The 22,702-nt window shown below is 42.0% G+C and carries 21 protein-coding genes and 2 pseudogenes; all 23 read right to left on the bottom strand.

The genetic code is table 11. From position 1 onward, the window contains the following. Positions 1 to 8: 8 nt before the first annotated feature. The 23 genes and pseudogenes from K5Q29_RS01155 to K5Q29_RS01045 all read right to left on the bottom strand — a co-directional run bounded on the left by K5Q29_RS01155 (position 9) and on the right by K5Q29_RS01045 (position 22,701). Positions 9 to 1,799, bottom strand: coding sequence for a glycoside hydrolase family 3 protein (locus K5Q29_RS01155; protein ID WP_105139834.1), 1,791 nt, complete (start codon positions 1,797 to 1,799; stop codon positions 9 to 11). Positions 1,800 to 2,287: 488 nt separating this feature from the next. Beyond that, positions 2,288 to 3,088, bottom strand: coding sequence for an HAD family hydrolase (locus K5Q29_RS01150; RefSeq protein WP_105139835.1), 801 nt, complete (start codon positions 3,086 to 3,088; stop codon positions 2,288 to 2,290). Further along, entirely contained in the window at positions 3,088 to 3,927 is an 840-nt protein-coding gene (locus tag K5Q29_RS01145) for an SDR family oxidoreductase (RefSeq protein ID WP_044668754.1), read from the bottom strand. The genes K5Q29_RS01150 and K5Q29_RS01145 overlap by 1 nt, the downstream gene beginning before the upstream one ends. A gap of 1 nt (position 3,928) precedes the next feature. Beyond that, positions 3,929 to 5,029, bottom strand: coding sequence for a mannonate dehydratase (locus K5Q29_RS01140; RefSeq protein WP_221876860.1), 1,101 nt, complete (start codon positions 5,027 to 5,029; stop codon positions 3,929 to 3,931). Positions 5,030 to 5,042: 13 nt separating this feature from the next. After that, positions 5,043 to 6,443 carry a glucuronate isomerase gene (gene uxaC / locus K5Q29_RS01135; protein WP_105139837.1) on the bottom strand — a complete coding sequence of 467 codons (1,401 nt, stop codon included), beginning with the start codon at positions 6,441 to 6,443 and terminating at the stop codon, positions 5,043 to 5,045. 1 nt (position 6,444) lies between these two features. After that, positions 6,445 to 7,065, bottom strand: a complete 621-nt coding sequence (locus tag K5Q29_RS01130) for a bifunctional 4-hydroxy-2-oxoglutarate aldolase/2-dehydro-3-deoxy-phosphogluconate aldolase (protein ID WP_044768279.1) — start codon at positions 7,063 to 7,065, stop codon at positions 6,445 to 6,447. A 124-nt stretch (positions 7,066 to 7,189) separates the two neighbouring features. Next, positions 7,190 to 7,906, bottom strand: coding sequence for a FadR/GntR family transcriptional regulator (locus tag K5Q29_RS01125; protein ID WP_002938037.1), 717 nt, complete (start codon positions 7,904 to 7,906; stop codon positions 7,190 to 7,192). 45 nt (positions 7,907 to 7,951) lie between these two features. Continuing rightward, positions 7,952 to 9,751: a beta-glucuronidase gene (gene uidA / locus K5Q29_RS01120; protein ID WP_105139838.1), complete on the bottom strand. Its 1,800-nt coding sequence runs from the start codon at positions 9,749 to 9,751 to the stop codon at positions 7,952 to 7,954. Between the two features lie 15 nt (positions 9,752 to 9,766). Beyond that, positions 9,767 to 10,795: pseudogene (locus K5Q29_RS01115) on the bottom strand (PfkB family carbohydrate kinase). A gap of 54 nt (positions 10,796 to 10,849) precedes the next feature. After that, a complete protein-coding gene (locus tag K5Q29_RS01110) occupies positions 10,850 to 12,403 on the bottom strand; it encodes an MFS transporter (RefSeq protein ID WP_105139840.1) in 1,554 nt (517 codons plus the stop codon). Between the two features lie 186 nt (positions 12,404 to 12,589). Next, a pseudogene (locus K5Q29_RS01105) lies at positions 12,590 to 13,439 on the bottom strand (DNA/RNA non-specific endonuclease). A 29-nt stretch (positions 13,440 to 13,468) separates the two neighbouring features. Then, positions 13,469 to 13,660 carry a DNA-directed RNA polymerase subunit beta gene (locus K5Q29_RS01100; protein WP_012775177.1) on the bottom strand — a complete coding sequence of 64 codons (192 nt, stop codon included), beginning with the start codon at positions 13,658 to 13,660 and terminating at the stop codon, positions 13,469 to 13,471. Then, positions 13,653 to 14,936 carry a UDP-N-acetylglucosamine 1-carboxyvinyltransferase gene (gene murA, locus K5Q29_RS01095; RefSeq protein ID WP_105139841.1) on the bottom strand — a complete coding sequence of 428 codons (1,284 nt, stop codon included), beginning with the start codon at positions 14,934 to 14,936 and terminating at the stop codon, positions 13,653 to 13,655. Before murA ends, K5Q29_RS01100 begins: the two co-directional genes overlap by 8 nt. A gap of 23 nt (positions 14,937 to 14,959) precedes the next feature. Further along, entirely contained in the window at positions 14,960 to 15,184 is a 225-nt protein-coding gene (locus K5Q29_RS01090; protein ID WP_012775178.1) for a DUF1146 family protein, read from the bottom strand. A 59-nt stretch (positions 15,185 to 15,243) separates the two neighbouring features. Continuing rightward, positions 15,244 to 15,660 (bottom strand): F0F1 ATP synthase subunit epsilon, encoded by a 417-nt coding sequence (locus K5Q29_RS01085; RefSeq protein WP_002936007.1) that lies wholly within the window; start codon positions 15,658 to 15,660, stop codon positions 15,244 to 15,246. A 9-nt stretch (positions 15,661 to 15,669) separates the two neighbouring features. Then, entirely contained in the window at positions 15,670 to 17,076 is a 1,407-nt protein-coding gene (gene atpD, locus K5Q29_RS01080; RefSeq protein WP_024407431.1) for a F0F1 ATP synthase subunit beta, read from the bottom strand. Between the two features lie 19 nt (positions 17,077 to 17,095). After that, positions 17,096 to 17,974 (bottom strand): F0F1 ATP synthase subunit gamma, encoded by an 879-nt coding sequence (locus K5Q29_RS01075; protein WP_002936012.1) that lies wholly within the window; start codon positions 17,972 to 17,974, stop codon positions 17,096 to 17,098. Between the two features lie 11 nt (positions 17,975 to 17,985). Further along, positions 17,986 to 19,506: a F0F1 ATP synthase subunit alpha gene (gene atpA, locus K5Q29_RS01070; RefSeq protein WP_032497571.1), complete on the bottom strand. Its 1,521-nt coding sequence runs from the start codon at positions 19,504 to 19,506 to the stop codon at positions 17,986 to 17,988. Positions 19,507 to 19,509: 3 nt separating this feature from the next. Further along, on the bottom strand, positions 19,510 to 20,043 hold the full coding sequence (locus K5Q29_RS01065; protein ID WP_024400742.1) for a F0F1 ATP synthase subunit delta: 534 nt from the start codon (positions 20,041 to 20,043) through the stop codon (positions 19,510 to 19,512). Further along, entirely contained in the window at positions 20,044 to 20,550 is a 507-nt protein-coding gene (gene atpF / locus K5Q29_RS01060) for a F0F1 ATP synthase subunit B (protein ID WP_029171228.1), read from the bottom strand. It abuts the gene before it with no gap. A 17-nt stretch (positions 20,551 to 20,567) separates the two neighbouring features. After that, positions 20,568 to 21,284: a F0F1 ATP synthase subunit A gene (atpB, locus tag K5Q29_RS01055; protein ID WP_024407435.1), complete on the bottom strand. Its 717-nt coding sequence runs from the start codon at positions 21,282 to 21,284 to the stop codon at positions 20,568 to 20,570. A gap of 36 nt (positions 21,285 to 21,320) precedes the next feature. Continuing rightward, a complete protein-coding gene (locus K5Q29_RS01050) occupies positions 21,321 to 21,521 on the bottom strand; it encodes a F0F1 ATP synthase subunit C (protein ID WP_002936021.1) in 201 nt (66 codons plus the stop codon). A 136-nt stretch (positions 21,522 to 21,657) separates the two neighbouring features. Further along, entirely contained in the window at positions 21,658 to 22,701 is a 1,044-nt protein-coding gene (locus K5Q29_RS01045) for a diacylglycerol kinase family lipid kinase (protein WP_105139842.1), read from the bottom strand. Between the last annotated feature and the right edge of the window lies 1 nt (position 22,702).

Here is a 22,702-nt window from a genome sequence, read left to right as displayed (position 1 = left end):
CTTCCTCCTTATTTTCCTCGCCAAATACGTGTATCTACCAAACCACAGTAGGCATCAACAGGCGTTACTCCTGTAAAGGCTGATTCTCCTGCTAGTTTGGCAACCAAGGCTTCTAAAGTGACAGGCAAGCCATCATAGGCATTGATATAGGTTGCAACCTGTGGCATATCTGCAAGTGCAAATGGGTGCTGAACAGAGACAACAATGGTTGGAATTTCGTGGACATAGAAAGGCTGGTCTGGTGTTCCTTTGGCAGCTGGCCAAATAATCCGCTGAGTTGTCCCGCCAGAATTTACATCCACCAAATTGATAATCAAATCATAGTTATCTGTGATTTCGGCAATAGGACGCTTGGAAGCATAGACATTTGCAATCGCTGCTGGTCTTTCTTCTTCTGGCAATTTGGCAATCCGTGCTTCTGTATTTTCCCAGATAGATACTTGGTGACCTCGAGCTTCTAATAGTTCTTTCAGCGTATCGGCTGCTCTCTTCTTGCCAGCATTGATCATGGCGCCAAAACCACCCTTATAGCCATCTACTTCTACCAACAAAATACGTTCGTAGCGTTCTGGATTGACAGGGAAAATTCCTTCTTGTTTGGCTTTTACCAAGGTAATCGCCTTGTCAGCTACTTCTTTTGCAAGCTGTTTCGCCTCATCTCTACCAATCAAATCCAGCGCTTCTTCTTTTGGCAACATGATTTCCTGACGACGACCTTCAAACAAGTGAAGACCGAGTTTAGCTTTCAAGCCCAGGGTACGACGAAGGGCATCATGGAGGCGTTCCTCAGAAAGCAGACCATTTTCCAATCCTTCTTTCATCCATTGCAAATCTTCTTCTGGATCATTGAAAAAAAGGAAAAGATCACATCCTGCCTCAATAGCTGTAGGCAATAGCTCACGACGCGGCATAGAGGCTGTCATACCAATCATGTGACTGGCATCCGTGACGATGGCACCATTGTAACCTAACTCGCCACGAAGCAATTCATCCAAGAGGGTTTTATTCAGCGAAGCTGGCAACATGTCATCCAATTCACGTTCTGGATGCATTTCTTTCTCAACATTTGGCAAATGAATGTGTCCCGCCATAATACCTGGAAGACCTGCGTCAGCCATTTCACCGTAAATCCGTCCAAAAGTCTCCATCCATTCAGACTTGGTCATGGGATTCGAAGCAAAAGAGAGATGATGGTCACGTTCATCAATGCCATCGCCTGGGAAATGCTTAGCAAACGGCACAATGCCGTGTTCCATAATGCCACGCATGTATTCTTTGGATAATTCAATGACTTGGTCTACATTAGCTCCCCAAGTTCGGTTTGCAATGATTGGATTGCGCCAATTACGGCTGAGGTCCATAATCGGTGCAAAGGAGGCATTGCAGCCTACCGCAGCTGCTTCAAGTCCTGCAACTTTCCCCATTTCATAAGCATAGCGGGGATCGGCTGTCGCAGCAATCTTGATTTCATCCCCAATTTTCGTTCCATCCGTAACAGCACCATTCCCACCAGATTCGGTATTGGCTGCAATCAAGAGAGGAATCTTAGACTTGGTCTGCAAAATATAGTTTTGCTCCCAAATATCTGCAGCAGGTCCAGGATTGTAACGAACAGCAGCAATCTTATAATCATTTAATACTCCAGTCAGATATTCTTCTGTCCGCTGGCTCCCCATGTTGACAAAGAGATGACCAATTTTTTCATCCAAGGTCATCTGAGCAATGGTTTCTTCAATCCAAGAAATAGCCTCTTCATCAAGGCTGTAAGGTTTCTTCCGTAAATCTACTAAATGTGTCATATTTGCCTCCAAAAAAGAAACTGAGTAAAAAGTCCTAACACTACTTCTCAAAGTTAGTGTCAACATCTCAGCGCAGTGGTTGATTGGCTTTAACAGTCCAGTGGACTGTTAAAGGTTGGAGATAAGATTTGCGAAGCAAATCTCAGCAATTCGTATATTACACTCCAAATCTGACCATTACGACAGTTGCGAACAAAGTTCGCTCCATTTCCAACCTCCAACAGTCACTACTCTGACTTAACGATTGATGCGAACTTTGTTCGCTCTATCTCCAACCTCCAAAGGTTCCCCGAACCTTTGGAGCTATACGGGGGAGGGAGTTCAAAAGGTCTGGGAGACCTTTTGAAGTAGGAAATACAAGCTGACGGTAGTCAGCTCACATTATTCAAAGTCTGGGGATAGACTGTTTCAGCTCAACAACTAGAAATAAAGACTTGTTGACGAACTCTTCTTTGAATGGTCGAGTTCTTTCCTGCTCCCCCTTCTCTCTAGTCGTCTAAATTATTCCAAAATGCCTGTATCAATTCTGTTTCTTTCTCACCTGTTAATGCTTGATGAGCAAATTCATCTGCAATCGTTTCTGTCAAATCTGTCCAAGATTGCATCTCTCGTCCTACTAAAATAGGACAGAAATGGACACCGTTCAATTCCGCCGCCTTCAAATCACCAGGCGAGTCACCAATCATCATAATCTTATCAGGACAATACCCTTCCTCTATTAATAGTTTGATGACATCTTCTTTCTTACCACGGTCTTGACAGTACAATTCTGTAACATAGTCCATCAAACCTTGGTCTGTCCACTCTTCTTCTACTGCTTCCTTATTAGCAGAAGAAACCACGTAGACTTTTCCTAACTGGCTCAATTTTTCCAAGCCCTTGTGAACACCGATGAAGGCTAAAACAGGGCCGCTATACTGCTTAATGGCTTGATTGACCTGGTTGGACCATTTTAAAGCGAGTTCCAAATCTTTAGACGGCTGCTCCTCTAACAATCTTTCCAGAGAAGCATTTGACAAAGAATCTGTGGTCGCGACCCAATTTTTCAAGTTGTCTATACCAGTCACACCTGCAAATTCTAGGCCTTTAACTAAGCCTACAAAACGGTTAATGCCACGTTCTCGTGAGTAGAGATTGACTCGATTCCATTCAGCTAAAAACGGTTCTTTATCTTTGACATCAAAAACATCTGCAGCCAAGGGGCCGAAAAAAAGTTTATGTTTGTAGGTCATGGTGTCCATGGCGCAGCCATCAGAGTCCACACAAAATACGTATTCCATCTTCATCATCAGACTCCTGAATAGGCCGAGAAGCCACCGTCAATCGGTAAAACAACACCGTTGACAAAACTTGCCAAATTCTCATCTGCCAAGAAGAAGACTCCTCCGACCAACTCTTCGGCTTCACCAAAGCGTCCCATTGGTGTATTGGTCAAAATCTTGTTGGCACGTGCGGTCGGTTGACCTGACTCGTCAAATAGCAAACCACGGTTTTGGTTGGTAACCAAGAATCCAGGCGCAATCGCATTACAACGAATGCCAACTTTTGAAAAATGGACTGCTAACCATTGGGTAAAATTACTAATAGCAGCCTTGGCACCTGAATAGGCTGGAATTTTTGTCAAAGGAGTAAAGGCATTCATGCTGGAAATATTGATAATATTTGCTCCCGAGCGACCGATCATATCCTGTGCAAAGACCTGTGTTGGCAATAAGGTTCCCAAATAGTTCAAATTGAATACAAAATTGATACCTGCCTCATCCAAGTCGAAGAAAGTTTTGGTATCAGCTGGCAACCCAATCTCATGGAATTCATTGTCCGTTGTCGCTTTGGGATTATTGCCTCCTGCACCATTGATTAATATGTCTACAGGACCAAAATCTGCTAGGACTTGCTGGCGAACTTCTTCCAAATTTTCCTTAGAAAGAACGTTAGATTTATAGGCTTTTGCAACGCCTCCTGCTGCTGCAATCTCATCAACGAAGACCTGAGCCGCAGCCTCATTCAAGTCCAAAAGTGCAACCTTTGCACCTGCCTTAGCAAATTCTTTTGCCAAATAGCCACAAAGAACGCCTCCTGCACCTGTAATAACAACAACCTTATCCTTAAACTCAATAACACGTGACATATTAGCTCTCCTTATTTCCAACTGTTTTGACTGTAATTCCAAAATCTGGTGTCTTGCCTGCTGCTAGCATATTGGCTTCATAGAGACCGTTAAAGTAGGTTGCTCCAAGGGCTCGGTCATACAGACCATAACCAGGTGTCTTGGTTTGGTCTCCCCAGATACGACGACCGTGGTCTGGACGCAAGGCACCCGTCCAGTCATAGTCTACCAATAATTTAACAACAGCGTTCATGTCAATGTCACCAGCCTGTGACAAATGTGCAGTTTCTTGGAAGCCCCAAGTACCTGCCGTCACATTGCGCGTATGCATAAAATTGATGCGATTGCGTTTGAGAGCATATTCTGTCATGGCAAGGACATCATTTTTCGGATCAGAAGCATAGGATCCGACACACATGGTAATTCCATTGTGCTCTGAATCATAGAGATTCAAAAATCGTTCAACGGCTTCTTGACCAGTGATGATGCGAGGTAAACCAAAGATTCCGTAGGGAGGATCATCAGGGTGAATGGCCATTTTGACGCCAGCCTCCTCAGCCGTTGGCATAATCGCCTTGATGAAATATTCCAAATTCGCCCATAAATCTTCTTCAGAAATATTCTGACGATAATTTTCGATAATAGCCTTCATTTCTTCCTTGGAATAGGATGAATCCCAACCTGGTAAGTTCAAATCATCCGCCACAGGATCAACACCTGCCAAATCAGATTTAAGGAAAGCTAAAGAAGTTGAACCATCTGGAAGTGGATGGTGCAAGTCTGAACGGGTCCAGTCAAACACAGGCATGAAATTGTAGCATACAACTGGAATACCCGCAGCCCCGACATTACGGATGGACGTTTTATAGTTTTCGATTAACACATCACGATTTGGCTTCCCTTGTTTGATGTCTTCATGAACAGGAATGGATTCAATAACAGTAATTTCAAGTCCTGCTTCTTCTACCATTTTTTTCAGCTCTAGGATGTTTTCAAGGGGCCAAGCTTGACCAACTGGCACATCATAGACAGCAGTCACAATCCCCTGCATACCAGGAATCGCCTTAATCTCTTCAAGTGTTACAGGATCCTTTTTCCCATACCATCGAAATGACATTTTCATGATTTACTCTCCTTTATTGTTCAAAAAATTCTTTGGCATTGTAATAGGATATGGCTTCTACAAACCGCCCTAAACGATTGTAATCTTCAGGCACTTCTTCATCAACAATCCATTGGCCGACATAAGTCGCTAAAATGCGTCTGAAATAATCATGCCGTTGATAAGATAAAAAGCTACGCGAATCGGTTAACATCCCAACAAAATTAGCAAGCATACCCTGTTCTGCATAGGCATTCATCTGGTCAATCATACCCAACTTGGTGTCATTGAACCACCAACCAGCACCAAATTGTAGCTGGCTACGAAGCCCTTCCTCATTGGACTGGAAATTCGCCAAAGTATTGGCCAGAGCAATGTTGTAACTTGGATTGAGATTGTACCAAATCATTTTTGGAAGGGCATTTTCCTTGACCAAGTTATCTAACAAACGATTCAAATTCACAGTCAGACATGTCTGGTCTCCAATCGAATCCACACCTACATCTGCTCCAAGTTTTTCAAACAGTCCTGTATGGTTGTTCCGTAAGGCACCAAAATGAACTTGTGTCACAAAACCATGTTTCTTGTACAGTCGGCACAGTTCTCTAAAGATGGCAGTCTGCCATTTATTGATACTGGATTGGCCAGCCTCTTTACCTGCAAGTCTTGCTAGTAAAATATCATCAAGCTCTTCAAGGCTTGCTTCTTCGTATGAAATAGCCGTAAAACTGATGTCACTTGCTCGGCAACCGTGTTGAGAAAAATAGGAAACGCGCTGACCAAGTGCCTCTACAAAACTTGCAAAGTCTCTTACTGCTACCCCTGTTACTTCCTCCAAGCGTTTAATAAATGGATTGAAATTTCGATGTTCTATAAAGGCTTCATCTGGGCGGAAAGTTGGTGCCACTACAGTATCTATAGTTGGGTCCTCAGCCAAACGCTTATGCCATTCCAAACTATCTAGTGGATGGTCAGTTGTCCCAATAAAGGTCACCCTAGCATCCGCAATCAGCTTCCGTGGACTCATTCGATGTTCTTGCAAATAGCCATTGAGCTGATGATAGAGTCGCTCTGCATTTTCTTCGGTCAACAATTCCTCAACACCGAAAACCTGTCGCAATTCCAAATGACTCCAATGATAGAGAGGATTTCCGAAAGCCCGTTCCAAGGTTCTTGCCCAGGCCTTAAACTTATCTAGTTTACTTGCTGAACCTGTGATTTCTTCTTCTGAGATACCATTAGCCCGCATCAAGCGCCACTTATAATGGTCACCCCCCAGCCACAGATCAACAATATCTTCATAAACCTTATCTTCAAAAATTTCCTTAGGATCCAAGTGGCAATGGAAATCATAGATAGGAAGCTCTGCTATTTTCCCATAAAGCTCCTTAGCAGGCTCATTTTTTAGCATAAAGTTTGTATCATTAAAACTCATTTCATCCCTCCAAGGCTGCTACAAAACTGCGAGCAATCGTCGTTACACTTTCATAGCCTTCAGCCTGCACTCGACTTGCCAGAGCCGAACCGACTCCAACAGCACAAGCACCTGCCTTTTTCCAATCTGCAACATTTTCAACCGAAACTCCTCCAGAAGGCATCAAATCTACTTGGGGCACAGGGCCGTGAATATCCTTGATAAATCCAGGCCCCAGTACGCCACCAGGGAAAAGCTTGATAATAGGACATCCCGCCTGACTAGCTGTGACAATCTCTGTTGCAGTTGCACAGCCTGGGAAGTAGAGTACCTCAGTCTCCTGCGCCAAGTCTTGAATTTCTTTATCAAAATGAGGACTAACCAGGAAACTAGCACCTGCATCAATGGCCGCTTGTGCCAGCTTAAGATTCATTACTGTTCCCGCCCCGATGACCACGGAAGAATCATCTGAGAACTCCTCTTGTAATTCCTTGATCACTGTCGCTGCATTTGGAGTCGAAAATGTAATTTCAATATTTCGAATACCTCCCAAAATCGCATGGCGAGCGATTTCTTTCGCATCTTCTTCATCTTTTCCGCGAATCACTGCGAAAAAGTAATTTTCTTTTAATTGCTTTAACATCTTGACCTCCAATTAGAAAGCGTTGTCATTTATAGTTATAGTATACAATTCATCAGATGATTTGTCAATGAAAAAAGCAAAAAAATACCCAGAAGAATTCTTCTGGGCTATCTATTTTGTATTTCTATTTATGATCGTTGAGACCATGCAAGGTCATATCTTTATCGAACCATTCGCTTAAAACAACCTGTCTTACTGATATAATATGTGCTAACATGCTATCATATGCTGCAACAGGGTGGCGTTGCTTGATAGCCATTAAGATGTTCCTGTGGGCCTGTAAACTATCCGATTTCATCTGACGATTTGAATAGTTTTCATTGATCAGATGAATAGATTGATTAATGACAGGCATCAGACTAGTCATTGCCAGATTCCCACTCATCTCAGCCAGCATACAGTGGAATTTTACATCCAACTCCAGATGCTTCGTGTCTCCAGCAGCAACGGCCTCTTCAATAGCAAGGACAATTTCTTCTAGTCGAGCAATGTCTTCGTCCGAAGCAAACTGAGCGACACGCTCCGCAATTCTCGGTTCAAGCAAATACCGCACTTCAAACAAATCTGTCGTCAACTTCACACGGTCTCTTACCAAAGAAAAACCTAGGGGATCCTCTGATACTCCTTTTTTAGAGCTGATATAGGTTCCCGACCCTTGGCGCACCTCCAGAATATTTCGAGTAGCTAAACTTCTAACAGCTTCTCGAACAGTCGAACGTCCAACTTCTAAATCTTGGGCCAATTCATACTCATTTGGAAGCTTGTCACCAACTTCATATCCTCTTTCCAAAATCAATTCCAATAAGCGTTCCGATGCTTTTTCTACCAAGGGTTTCGCCATGTGCTTGGTCCTCCAATACAACTTTCTATTTGCTACTATTATAGCTCATTTCCTCTTATAATGGTAGTTTGGAATGGCAGTCCAACGTTTCTTTATTTCTCTAACAATTTGCTTCGGTTGACGATTCCGTGAGAATAACCCCTTATGATTTCCTTGAATCCGAATGATACCAACCGTGGTTTCAAAATCAGCAAAATTCCAGACCTGCTCACCAACTAAATTAGGAATAGAATCAAAGACTCGATGGTTCATCTCATAGTAATCCACCTGAAATTCCTCTGTATAAGGAATATCCCACATCGAATGCAAACCTGGAAGAGTATCTGCACCATATTCCGTAATCAAAATCGGCTTGTCAGGATAAAGTTTTTGCCAAGTCTCCAACTCTTGACGGAGCCCTTTCTCTGCCGCTTTCAAGTCACCATGAGCAACATACCAACCATAGTAACGATTGAGACAGACAACATCGACCAAATCCATAACCTCATCCTTATCAGGCGTTGCTGTCATAATATTGACCAAGGTCACAGGACGCCCAGAAGGATCTCTGTCCCTCATGCGCTGAATCAGAGGTTCAAAGTAAGCACGTGCTCCCTTTTCATGCCCTGCCGGTTCATTGGCAACAACCCACATCACTACAGAAGGATGATTCTTATCACGCGCTATCAATTCATCAATCACCAGCTCATGAGCCTCCTTGGTTTGCATAACTTCCCAAGTATTTTTTACTTCTTCAGAATTACCTGTCAAATTCAAGGCTGCATTGAAAAGCTGGAACAGGCCAACTGCTGGCACTTCATCAAGGACAACGATTCCCAAACGATCTGCCAGCCGCATCATTTCCTCAGAATAGGGATAATGAGATGTCCTAAAAGAATTGGCTCCAATATCCTTCAGTAAATTCAAATCCATCAGATTGGCTGCTTCATTGAAACCACGACCATTAATAAAGGTATCTTCATGTTTACCAAATCCCTTGAAATAGAACGGTTTTCCATTGATAAAAAATTGCCCATTTTCAACCGCAACACTACGAATGCCGAATTGTTCTGAGTAGGTATCTAGCAAGTTTTCTCCGTCAAATAATTCAACTTTAGCAGTATAGAGATAGGCATCCAAGACCTCCCAAAGGCGTGGATGTTCAATGACCATTTGTCCATTTTCAAGAAGACCTACTTCCTGTCCCTCTTGATCTAAAATAGACACACGGATGGAATCGTACTGCCCAACCGTCTTCACATCAACCTTTACTACCGCCTGAGTCAAATCTTGATTTAGCTCCGTCCGAATAACAATATCTTCAATCCTATTTTTTGGACGTTTATAGAGATGGACTGTCCGCTGGATACCAGCATAGTTGAAAAAGTCAAAATTTTCCTTGACGGTCTTCACAATTTGACCATTCTCATCCACTTCTTCGCTATAATTCCCTACTGGAAGGGTTGTGTAATTTAGTTCATTATTGGCACAGACTGTCAAACGGAATTGGTCAACGTCGTATAAGTTTGATGGAATCAAGCATTCAAAAGGTGTGAAACCACCCTTGTGCTCCCCGATTAGCTGACCATCTGCATAGACTTTGGCCTGATGCGTTACCGAACCAAAACGCACAACCAACTCCTCATCAGCTGATACGACAGGGAGAGCCACCATGAGTTCATACCAATTATCTCCGACAAAACGACGCTTTGCTTTATCGACAACAACATCATTAAAGGAACTCGGTACAACCATTACTTCATCTGTATCTAACAGAGTATGAACATCATTGTTCCCTTGCTTAAAAGCCCATATTCCATTTAAAGAATAAACTGAGCGTGTTTTTGTTTGTATAGGATACAACATACTTTTTCCTTCTTTCTATCGTTTTATTTCACGTGAACCCTTTTTCAATAGCAAATCAATATCTGATTGACTGATGACATTAATGTCCCCTTCAATGGTGTGCTTGAATTGAAAACTAGCCATCCCTAAGTCGACTATTTCCTGTGGCATTTTTTCCTGCAAATAACCCAAAATAATTCCTGCTGTAAAGGCATCCCCTGTCCCAACTCGGTCCAAAACTTGAATGGATTCTTTTTCTGTTTCATAAAGAATACCATCTTGATACAAGTATGCCTTCAGCAAATATTCATTATTGTAGGTCATTTCCCTCTGGGTAAAAGCAAGACTTTGCAAAGAATAAGTCTCCGCCAAACCCTTAACCACCGCCAACAAAACTTCTTTATTTTCATAAGGGCGCTTCAACCCCAATTCATCCTTCACATCTTTACCAGATTCATTGAAGAGTTGAATAGGCTCTAGACCAAAGCAAATATCTGCTAAACCTACAAAAGGAGATAATTTCTCCCTCGCTTCTTCAAAAGAAGACCACAAACTTTCTCGATAATTCAAGTCAAAGGAAACCTTAACACCCTGACCCTTTTCCATTTCCATCAAACGAAAGGCCAGTCGATAAATATTTGGATTCAAAGCGACCGTTATACCACTGACATGAAACCAATCGACACCGTCAAACATACCTTCCAAATCATAATCTTCTTCCTTGGATAAGCTGAAAGCAGAATAATCACGGTCGTAGGTCACCTGGCTAGGTCTAAGAGAGAAGCCCTTTTGATAATAATAAAGCCCCAGCCTTCCTTTTTTTCGAATCAGATGCTTCTGTCCAATCTACCGTGCAAAGAGAAAGTGTTCTGCCATTTTTCCCACTTCATTCTTAGGCAGTGCCGTCACCAACTCAACTGAATGCCCCAGCTGAGCCAAGCTGGCTAAAACATTCAACTCCGAACCACCAAACTGACAATCTAAACTGGTAGCCTGTGTTAAGGTCTGATAATGAGGAGGAGATAGCCGCAATAAAACTTCTCCAAATGCTAAGATTTTTTTCATACCGCCTCCTAGATAAAGACCCAGCTGGAAGCCTCCAACTAGGTCGTTAATGTATTATTTATCGTCGTATTGATCAACCTTATATTGAGTTACATCAACATAATCCATATCAGATAATGGAACATTTTTTGCAATCGCACGCACACGTTCTTCATCTTTTGCCGCTTTCATAACATGGATTTTTTCTTGAATACGAGCCATTTCTTCACGGTCTAGTTTGTAGAATTTCATCAAGAACAAGGATACACTCAATACCGCTGCTGGAATCACTGTCAACAGGACAATCAGTGCCATTCTCAAATCTGTTGAGAATGCTGTTTCAACAGTTGGGTACTCTTTACCAAAACCGATACCTGCTAATACAAATCCAACAACCATTGGAGCAAATGAAGAAGCAATTGAGTCTGTCAATGAGAAGATAGTCCCAATCATACCTGACAAGTAACGACCAGATACTGATGTTTCATAGTCTGTAATATCCGCACCCATGGTCAATACCAAACCAGATGGAGCACTAGATGCGTAGCGAGCAATGATATAAACAACAAAGAAACCGATTGTGTAGAGATTCCAATTTGTCAAATCCAACATACCTGGTTTAGCTGAAAAGAGCATTGCTGCCAAGGTCACAAGACCAGCAATCCCAAGTTGAAGCGCTGTAATATAGGCAAAACGTAAACCTTTACGACGAGCCAATTGCGCAGCACCAACTGTTACAAGAATACCTGGCAAAATCAAAAGCATAGACATTTTTCCAGAAAGAGCATAGTCACCGAAGATAATACCATACAGCATAACTCCGATAACGGAATCTCCAAATAGTTGAGCAACAAATTTTACAAAGGCTGCAGAGATTGAAAGAACCTGCAAAGGTTTGTTTCCTTTGATAACTTTCCAGTAGTCTTTCAACTTAGTTTCCTGTGTCTTCTCACCAAGACCAAAGTATTTCTTATTGTCTTTCTCCCAAATACCGATAATAGCAAGAATACCCAGAACAGCTGAAATTACTACTACACCGAGGAACAATTCTTGGAAGAAACTTGGAGTGAAACCACCATGTTTCGGAACCAATGTCCCTGACACAACAACCTGACTACCAGTCATCAACACAGTTGTGGCAATACCATCAACAATATTAAAGATTGGACGTTGCTTTGGATCATTGGTAAGCGCAACTTGTCCTGCTTTTGTAATAGTCTGTTGCAATGAATAACCAATTTTATGGATAATCAAAACAAGGATGAATAGAGGAAGACGGAGACTCTCACTAACTCCACTTAAACCTAACATCATAAAAAGAGAAGCTGCTGTAATGATATTCCCCCAAACCAAGATAGGACGATATTTACCAAACTTAGTATCCGTTTTATCAATGATAACTCCGATTGTAGGATCAATGAAACCATCAAAGATGCGAATATAGCCCATGAGTTGACTAACAAACAGGGCTGCAAGACCAAGCACACCTGTCGATAAATAAGTCACGAAAGTAAAGGCAACCAAGTAAATATTCGTCGATGAATTGTTCATCGCAAATAATATGATTTGCCATAACTTGGCTTTGTTATAAGTAACGTCTTCGACACGTTGCTCAACATGTTTTTCCATTGGAAATTCCTCCTAAATGTTTTCTACGACAAAGTCGTAAGCGTTTTCTTTAACTATATTCTAATATTCATCAGATGATTTGTCAACTGTTTTTGTAAATATTTTTAATTATACGCAAAAAAAGACGATTTTACGTGAAAATCGTCTGATATATTTGATTTAGCGAGAGAGAATTCGTCTGACTATTTATTGATTTACTGTAATTTCCCCACTATGATAGTTGATACTGAGACCACTCTGCACATTTGGAACGAACACATTGAACTCTAGGCTACCATCTGCTGCTTTTGCCTCTAGATGGCTTCCGACAGGAACAAGGTCTTCACTCTCAGCATACACCAAGGTCACACGATAGCGGACACGCTTATTTTTATCCAAGGCCCGCCGAATCTGACTTTCAAAATAATTCTGCATAATTCTGCCCAGTTGAAGTTTGGTCATTAGCTTGGTTGGACCAAGCTGTTTGAACTGCAATATTCTTAGGATTGCTGGTTGAAGCATCGAAACCAGACAATCCACCAATCAAAGCATAACCTAGGAGGTGACCACGGTCCACTGCATGGTCATATTCTCCAGTTAAATCATGGACCTGATGCCAACCCGCAGGTGTCCAAGAAGTCCGACCGTTTCCTGTTTCTTCACGGTCCTTATACTGACGTGTAGATTTGGCTAAAAGCGCATTGGCTACTGTTGGAACCGTTTCTCCCTGGACTGTTTTTGTCTTATTATCACCATAAGGAACACTGGCAACCGATGCATCTAAATCCGTTTGATTCCCGTTAATAATAAATGCTCCAGCACCATTCCATTCAATCGAATTCCCCAGTTGTTTTTTTACATCTTCTGTCAAAACCGAACTAGCCAGTTCCTGACTAGGTGTGCTCTCACTTGCCTTAGACTGATTGACATAATAGGAATAATCAGCAACGTTACTGCTCTTGTTATCACTTAAAAGATAGCCACCCGCTACTACAACAATCGTAGCCAATAAGCTGAGCAGACTCATTGCTTGTTTTTTTACATTTTTCTTCGCCATTTTCTCTCCATCAAAAAAGCAGGTCCAGCCTACTTTCCTGTAAATTTACCGATTAGTTCTTGCCACTTAGCTGGTGACAACACCGCAAATACATTGTCTCCATCTCCTATGACACCGTAACCAACCATTAATCCTAAAATAAACACCAAAATAGCAATCAACAAAACAACTGCTACTAAGATTAAATTTTTACCAACATAGCTAAGATTATCCTTATCCATTTTCATCTTCTCCACTCACACGTTCAATCGTTGCACCTAAAGTAGCTAATTTCTCATGAAAACGATAGTAACCTCGGTCTAAGTGCGTTAATTTACCTACAATCGTCTCACCTTCAGCAACCAAACCAGCCAGAATCAAAGCGGCACTTGCTCGTAAATCAGTAGACATAACCTGAGCACCTTGCAGAGCTTGTCCTCCCGTGATGATAGCTGTATCTCGTAAAATTTCCGAATGCAAATCCATCCGACGCATTTCTTCCAAATGCTGGAAACGATTCTCAAATACCGTTTCAATCATGGTAGATTCACCCTTTGCAACTGCCATTAGGGCTGTAAATTGAGCCTGCATATCCGTTGGGAAGCCTGGGTGTGGCAAGGTTTTTACTGTTACAGGTTTAAGCTTATCCACTTGCGAACGAACTCGAATCCCTTCAGCTTCTTCCGTCACCTCAACTCCCATTTCCAACATCTTAGAGATAAGTGGACGGTTGTGTTCCCATACAGCATCCTTGACTAAGACATCACCACCAGTCATTGCCGCAGCTACCATAAAGGTCCCTGCTTCGATACGGTCTTGGACAACTTGGTGTTCTGCGCCAATCAATTCTTCTACACCAGTAACCGTAATTGTCTCTGTACCTGCCCCCTTAACTTTGGCCCCCATTTTGTTTAGGAAAATAGCCAAGTCAACAATTTCAGGTTCTCGCGCTGCATTTTCCAATACCGTTGTACCCTGCGCCAGAGTTGCAGCCATCATCAAATTTTGCGTTGCCCCAACACTTGGGAAGTCAAGATAGATATGAGCTCCCTGCAAGTTCTCTGCACTCGCTTCAATATAACCAGCTCGTTGTTTAATTTTAGCCCCCATAGCTTGCAAACCTTTTAAGTGCAAATCTATTGGACGACTACCAATTGTACAACCTCCTGGCATAGAAACCTTAGCATAACCATTGCGTGCCAAAATCGGACCAAGAATAACAATAGAGGCGCGCATTTGACTCACATACTTATAAGGAGTTTCGCTACCAAGTTTACCTGTTGCATCAATATCGATAGTCTTTGTTTCCTCGTCAAATTTCACACGAACTCCCAGACCACGTACAACATTATTCATTGTATAGACATCAGACAAAATAGGAACCTGAGTCAATTTGGTTTGCCCTTGACTTGCTAGAACTGTTGCTGCCAATAAAGGCAGAACGGCATTCTTCGCCCCCTCAATCTCAACCTGTCCTTTCAAACTGTTTTTACTACCTGTAACAATAATTGTATCCATTTCTTATCCTTTTCTTACTTAAATCACATATTTGCAAAAGAGCGTCCCATCATCAACAATTCTAAAAAGAAAGTCGAGACCAAGTACCCCAGTGCTATTGCCAGAAAGAGAATCAGCAAATTGATTTTACGCTGATTGTCCCCTGTCACCTTCAACCACCGTGACCAATCAACTGTTGTAACCAAGAGATGATGAGCCAGATAGATAAACAATATATGACTAAAAAACTGTAAAATTGAAATTACCATATTTCCATTATACCATGAAATTAAAAAATGGAACTGAACCAAGTTCAATCCCATATAGATTAATGTTTCCCAACACGGATACGATTTATCGCACGTTGGAGGGCGACTGTTGCACGCATCTCCATATCAATATTACGAGCAGTCTGTGCTTCTTCCAATTCACGTTCCGCGCGCAATTTGGCACGTTCCGCACGACTAATATCAATATCCCGTTCCCGCTCAGCGGAATCAGAAATGACCGTAATAATATCCTTGTTGACTTCAATGATTCCACCATTGACCGCAATCCAGTCTACATGGTTTTCATCATCAACACGACGCACTTTCATTTCACCGATTTCCAAAACTGCAATCAGTTCTTCATGTCCAGAATAGACCCCCATCTCACCATCAACCGTTTTGACCAAAACAAATGCTGCATGATGGTCATATTTGATACCGTCTGGTGTTACGATTTGTACAGTCATTTGTCCCATAAGCCACCTCTAGAATTTCATTTTAGCAGCTTTAGCGACCACATCCTCAATTGAACCAACATTTCGGAAGGCATCTTCTGGTAGATGGTCGTGTTTGCCGTCCAAGATTTCCTTAAAGCCTTTCACCGTTTCAGCTACTGGCACATAAGAACCTGGCATACCTGTAAATTGCTCCGCAACGTTGAAGTTTTGAGAGAGGAAGAATTGGATACGACGAGCGCGACCAACCAAGGTCTTCTCTTCATCTGACAATTCGTCCATACCGAGAATGGCAATAATATCTTGCAATTCTTGGTAACGTTGAAGAACACGTTTTACTTCCATAGCCACTGCATAGTGCTCTTCACCAACGATTTGTGGAGAAAGCGCACGAGATGATGATGCCAATGGATCCACCGCAGGGTAGATACCAAGCTGAGTCAACTTACGTTCCAAGTTGGTAGTCGAGTCCAAGTGAGCGAAAGCTGTCGCTGGAGCTGGGTCTGTATAGTCATCCGCAGGTACGTAAATAGCCTGAATAGATGTAACAGAACCCTTCTTGGTCGAGGTAATACGCTCCTGCAATTGTCCCATCTCAGTTGCAAGTGTTGGCTGATAACCAACGGCTGATGGCATACGACCCAAGAGGGCAGACACTTCTGAACCAGCCTGAGTGAAACGGAAGATATTATCGATGAACAGAAGAACATCCTGCCCTTCCACATCACGGAAGTATTCCGCAATGGTCAAACCAGTAAGAGCAACACGCATACGGGCTCCTGGTGGCTCATTCATCTGACCAAATACCATGGCCGTTTTTTCAATAACACCTGATTCTTTCATTTCCCAGTAAAGATCGTTCCCTTCACGGGTACGCTCGCCAACTCCGGTAAATACAGAGATACCACCGTGTTCTTGGGCAATATTGTGAATCAATTCTTGGATAAGAACGGTTTTACCAACACCGGCACCACCGAAGAGACCAACCTTACCACCTTTTAGATAAGGTGCTAGGAGGTCGATAACCTTAATCCCTGTTTCCAAAATTTCGCTTGAAGTAGATAATTCGTCAAAAGCTGGCGCTTTCTTATGGATAGGCTCACGTTCAAAATCTGCCGGAAAAGACTCTTCAAGGTCAATGGTATCTCCCAACACATTGAAGACACGACCCAGCGTTTCTTTACCGACTGGAACAGAGATAGGACGACCTGTATCGAGAACTTCCATCCCACGTGTCAATCCATCCGTTGATTCCATGGCAATGGTCCGTACAACGCCATCACCAAGTTCCAAAGCCACTTCAAGCACGACTTTTTGTTTGGAATCATCATTTTTATATACAACGAGTGCGTTGTTAATCTCAGGAAGTTTATCTTCTGCTGCAAACGCAACGTCTACAACTGGTCCGACAACCTGAGTAATTTTGCCTGAACTCATTCTATTTCCTCTATTTCTATTACTCAAGGGCTGAGGCACCAGCTACAATCTCAGTAATTTCCTGAGTAATCGCTGCCTGACGAGCCCTATTGTATTGGATTGTCAAATCGTTAATGACATTCTTAGCATTATCCGTCGCTGTCTGCATGGCTGTCATACCTGCTGCATTTTCAGCAGTTTTGGCATCCAAAATCGCTCCATAAATAGTTGATTCTGCATATTGAGTCAAGAGTTGTTCCAAAATAACCTCACGGTTTGGTTCCAACTCAAAGGTAGCTGTATAACCATCTGCTTCATTGTGGTCCAAATCTTCTACAGGAAGCATCTGTTGTACACGCACCTGACTGGTCAAACTATTGACATGGTGGTTATAACAAACATACAACTCATCAAAGAGTTCATTCTTGTACATCTCAACAGACTTAGAAATGATTTTTTGAACCTCTTCAAAACTTGGGTTGTCTGCTAAACCGCGCAATTCAAAGACAGGATTGATACCACGAGCACGGAAAAAATCTGCTCCCATACTACCAATAGCAATAATCTCATACTCATCTTTCGAGTCATGGTCCTGTTCAATCATCCCCATCACAGCCTTCAAAATACTGGAATTATATGAACCTTTTAGTCCACTGTCAGAGGTAATGACAATATAACCCGATTTTTGAACTGGACGGCGAATCAGCATTGGATTGCTTGTATCTGAAGCCATCAATTCTCCACGCAAGAGATCCGTTGTAATCTGACGAACCTTACTAGCGTAGATCTGAAAGGATTGCGCTAATTGCTCTGATTTGGCTAATTTAGAAGCCGAAACCATCTGCATGGCACCGGTGATTTGACTGGTTTTCTTAGTTGATGCAATTTTTGACTTGATTTCATTGAGAGAACCTGCCATTATTCACTCCTTTACTTAAAGACAGACTGGTCTTTGAAAGCTTGGATAGCAGCATTCAATTCATCTGTGTCAGGAAGATCTTTTGTTGTGCGAATAACATCTAAAAGACCATCGTAGTGCAAATCAAAATATGCGTACAGTTCTTCTTCAAATGCCAAAATGTCATCAATTGGCACTGAATCCAAGAAGCCATTTGTCAAAGCATACAGAATCAAAACCTGTTTTTCAACTGGAAGTGGCTTATGCAATGGTTGTTTCAACACTTCCACAGTCCGACGACCACGGTTGAGTTTGGCCTGAGTTGCTGCATCCAAATCCGAACCAAATTGAGTAAAGGCTTCTAATTCACGATAAGAAGCTAAGTCGATACGAAGGGTACCTGCAACCTTTTTCATGGCCTTAATCTGTGCAGAGCCACCTACACGTGATACAGAAGAACCCGCATCAATCGCTGGACGGATACCAGAGTTGAATAAATCGTCCTTCAAGAAGATTTGTCCATCCGTGATAGAAATCACGTTGGTCGCGATGTAAGCTGAAATATCTCCCGCTTGTGTTTCGATAAATGGTAGAGCTGTAATGGAGCCACCGCCCAATTCATCTGAAACCTTTGCTGAACGCTCTAGCAAACGACTGTGCAAGTAGAATACATCCCCTGGATAGGCTTCACGACCCGGAGGACGACGAAGCAAGAGAGATAATTCACGGTAAGCTACCGCTTGTTTTGACAAATCATCGTAAACAATCAAGACGTGTTTGCCTTCATACATGAACTCTTCTGCCATCGCAACACCAGCATAAGGAGCCAAGAAAAGCAATGGAGACGGTTGTGAAGCAGATGCAGTTACTACGATTGTGTAATCCAAAGCACCGTATTGACGAAGCGTTTCAACCTGAGTACGAACAGTTGACTCTTTCTGACCGATAGCCACATAGATACAAATCATGTCTTGGCCTTTTTGGTTGAGAATAGCATCAATAGCTACAGATGTCTTCCCTGTCTGACGGTCACCGATAATCAATTCACGCTGACCACGACCAATCGGAACCAAAGCGTCAATCGCCTTAAGACCAGTTTGAAGCGGTTCATTAACCGACTTACGTTGCATAACACCTGGTGCTGGATATTCGATCGGACGAGTCTTACTAGTACGAATTTCACCAAGACCATCCACAGGTTGACCGAGTGGGTTGATGACACGACCAATCAAAGCCGAACCAACTGGTACTTCCATAATTTTACCAGTACGACGAACAACTGACCCTTCACGAATATCGGTAAATTGTCCGAGAATGATGATACCAACATCGTTGGTTTCTAAGTTTTGTGCCATACCAATGGTGCCATTTTCAAATACCAAAAGCTCTCCACTCATGGCATTGTCAAGACCTTGCGCACGGGCGATACCGTCACCGATATAGGTTACGACACCAGTCTCTGTGTAGTCAAAGTCAGGCTGAAAGCCTTCAATTTGTTGTTTTAGTAAAGCGCTAATTTCTTGTGCATTAATCAAAAGAACACCACTTTCTATTTTCTAAAGTTTTTTTCTAACGTCCTTCAACTGTGTCCGAACGCTTGCATCGATTACCTTATGGTTAACCGTTACAATAAAACCACCGAGGAGACTTTGATCAAGTTCTTCCGTGATATTGCGTACACGCAAGGAAAATCGTTGTTCTACCAAGTGACGGAGACGCTCTTTTTGAGCTTCTGTCAACGGATAGACCGAAACCACACGGGCTTCAAATTCATTTTTAAATTTACTGATTTGTAATTGGACACGCTCAAGGGTTTCAAGAAGCAAATCTGCATGACCATCACGAATAACATCTTCAATCAAGTCATTGATTTGCCAGAAACTAGATTGACGTACCGTCCTTACAAAGTCAGCCTTTTCTTCTCTCGACACTGTCGCTGACAGCAAGAGTCGATTCAGCTTACTATCATGAATGATGGAAATCAAGTCAGAAATCTGGTCATACATATCCCAAATATCTGCATGATCACTGACTTTTTCAACAAATGATAGAGCATATTTTTGCACGATGGCATTTTCTCTAGCGTTCATCTACTTGTCTCCTAGTTTGTCCAAATAACGGTCAATCAAGTTACTATGAGCTTGTTGGTCCAAATCTTCCAAAATAATTTTGCTTGCAAGATCAACTGCCAATTCAGCAACTTGAACACGCAAGTTTTCTTGTGCTTCACGTTTTTCAGCTTCAATTTCCAATTGAGCTTTTTGCTTCAATCCTTGAATTTCAACATCTGCTTGCTCAAGAATACGTTTTTTCTCTAGTTTTGCGCGTTCAACCGCGTCTTGAATAATCTTTTGACTTTCAATACGTCCCTGTACCAACTCATCTTCACGTTGTTGAACAAGGTTCGCTGCTGCTGTTAGTTTTTCTTCTGCAGCATCAATATCATTTGCAATCTTATTGGCACGTTCTTCAAAAATACCTGTAATTTTATCCCATGCAAAAACACGAATAAGAATAATAAGTATTGTAAATGAGGCTGTTACCAAGATAAAGTTTCCAAGAATGGTACTAGATTGCATTGTAATAGTTGTTGCCATAGTTGTCATTCCCTTTCCTATTCACTCTCACCACTAATTTTTTTATTTAAGTACATAGATACCAACATGATAAATACATATCCCTGCAAGCATGAAATGAATACAGAAAATGCTGTCCAAACAACGTTTAGAGCAAAGGCAATTGGATATGCAAGTGCACTTTGTTGAGATAATTGTAGAAGAAGAGAGACAAGCACTTCACCAGCATAAATGTTACCGTACAGACGAAGAGCAAGCGACACAAGGTTGGTCACTTCTTCCAAAATGTTCATTGGAGCCATAGCCCAGGGTGTCACAAAAGATTTGAGGTACGCCTTGAAACCGCGACGACGAATACCTTCAACATGACAAAATACTGTTGCAATTGTTGCCAAACCGAAATCGTAAGCCATATTGGCCGTTGGAGAAGTCCACAAATTATGTCCTTCTGCTGTTTCCAATTTGGTCATCAAACCTAGATTATTGGCAACCAAAAGAAAAGTAAAGACTGTAAAGAAGAACAAGGAATACCGCTTTGCTTCCGCATCGCCAAGATTCCCTTTTGTAAAATTGATGGTCAATTCGTAAACGTACTCCAAAACATTCTGTTTCCCTTTTGGCTTGAGCTCCATCCGACGACTAGCCCAAAAAACAAGTAAGAAAATAATGGAAATGGTAATGACAGAAACCAATACCATGGTCAGGTCAAAGGTTACGGGACCAAGGGTAAGGGTTGGACTTAAATGTTCTTCCAATGGAGGTTCCCCCCTTTTCTATTTCTCTATTTTCTACTATTTCAAGACAAATGTCATAGCCAAGGTTACGAAGAAAGTTCCCTCGATAAAGGCAACACCCAAAAATACACCAGCCATCAATTTACTTTGCATTTCTGGTTGACGTGCAGTCGAACTAAGGTATGAAGCCACCAACAGTCCCTCACCGATACTTACACCAAGACAGGCCAATCCAAGGGCCAATGCGCCTAAACTCATAACGAATTCTCCTTTTAAAATTTAATACCATGTAAGGATACTCCTAAAACATCTATTTGTCAAGAAAATACCGCCATTGTAAGCGTTTAATTCGTTTTTACAAAATAAAAAGAAAAGACGGTTTCATCTTTTCTTCCTATTTAATAGCTTCATCAATATGGTCTGTTTCTTCAATGAATCGTTTGGCCATATCTTCTCGATTCATCTGATCAGTATCAAGAGTGATTGCATGGTCAGAAACCAGATCTGTATCTGCGAAAAACTCTATATGGTTTGATAGGTTGTACAGACGTACAGGGGCTTCCCCACCAAACTCTCCATCTAGATTGAGCAGTAGACGGTTATCTGGGTTCAGATTTTCGATGGATAGGCTCTTGGTTTTTATGTATTCAACTAAATCACTATCAATGTGTTTGCCACCGTCTAAGACTTGACGAATCAGATGCAGAATTTCAAATAAATTCCCTGTTTTAACCATCAATAAGGTAAAATTACCATCATCTAACTTAGCATCTGGAACGATCTGTTCAAAACCTCCAATTGAATTGGTTAAGGCAACAAAAATCATTGAAACCGAGCCTTCGAATACTCCCTCATCATGCTCTACACAAACAGGTGTAAATTGTACTTGTGGCAGGAGTTCTGCTCCTTTTACCACATAGGCCAAATAGCCAAACATGGTCTTAAGTTGACTTGGAACACTGTAGGTCAATTCCGTAAGTGTACCTGCCGCAGCAATGTTGATAAAATAATGTTCTTGATGAAAACCATTTTTTTGATTTTTGGCTAAACCAATATCCATTAAAATGGTCTGCTGCTTACCAATAACCTTAGCTGCTTCTACAGGATTTCCCCTGGGCACTTTTAAGGCACGCGCATAGTCATTGGTGGTTCCAGTCGGTATGATGGCCATCTGCGGACGTTTTTCAAGCGGAGCAATTCCATTGACGACTTCATTGATCGTTCCATCTCCACCAGCCGCAATAATCAAGTCAAAGCCCGCAAGTGCCGCACGTGTAGCCTCATTTTTTGCAGAGTCTTTCTCAGCAGTTGTTTGGAAAGCTGAAGTTTCATAACCGTAACCTTCCAAAATTTCCAATACTTCGGCCACATTTTTCTTCATGATTTCTTGACCTGAGGTCGGATTATATATTAGTCTAGCACGTTTTCTTTCTTCCATC

It is taken from the genome of Streptococcus sp. 2018037 (assembly GCF_019754195.1).
GTDB classification, from domain to species: Bacteria; Bacillota; Bacilli; order Lactobacillales; family Streptococcaceae; genus Streptococcus; species Streptococcus hashimotonensis.
Note: the sequence above shows the minus strand (reverse complement) of the source record. Positions and strands in the feature narration are given on the sequence as shown.